A 393-nucleotide genomic window follows, 5' to 3' on the forward strand; every position below is an offset into this window, starting at 1 on the left:
ACGCTCGGTATGCCCAAGACCGAGTTCGAGGCATTCCGCGGCTATGCGCAGATGCGCGCCAAGGCGGACTACATGCACGAGTTCGGCGTCGACAGCGTGGCCGATGTCGCCCGCACCTTGGCGATGTTCGGCGCCTTCACCGAAGGCATGGCCTTGTTCGCCAGCTTCGCCATGCTGCTGAACTTCCCACGCCACAACAAGATGAACGGCATGGGACAGATCGTAAGCTGGTCAGTGCGCGACGAGAGTCTCCACTGCGAGGGCATCATCAAGCTGTTTCACGAATGGCACCGCGAAACCGGCGCGGTGACGCGCGCTGTCCGTGACGACATCGTCGACGTCGCCAAGACCATGGTGAAGCTGGAGGAGAACTTCGTCGACCTCGCCTTCGGC

General features: G+C 62.1%; 1 protein-coding gene. It reads left to right on the plus strand.

What is annotated here, in order from left to right; genetic code table 11:
* A partial coding sequence (locus ACM43_RS00925; protein WP_271537483.1) for a ribonucleotide-diphosphate reductase subunit beta occupies window positions 1-393 on the plus strand: 393 nt, incomplete at both ends.

Source organism: Bradyrhizobium sp. CCBAU 45321 (assembly GCF_028128975.1).
Lineage (GTDB): Bacteria > Pseudomonadota > Alphaproteobacteria > Rhizobiales > Xanthobacteraceae > Bradyrhizobium > Bradyrhizobium yuanmingense.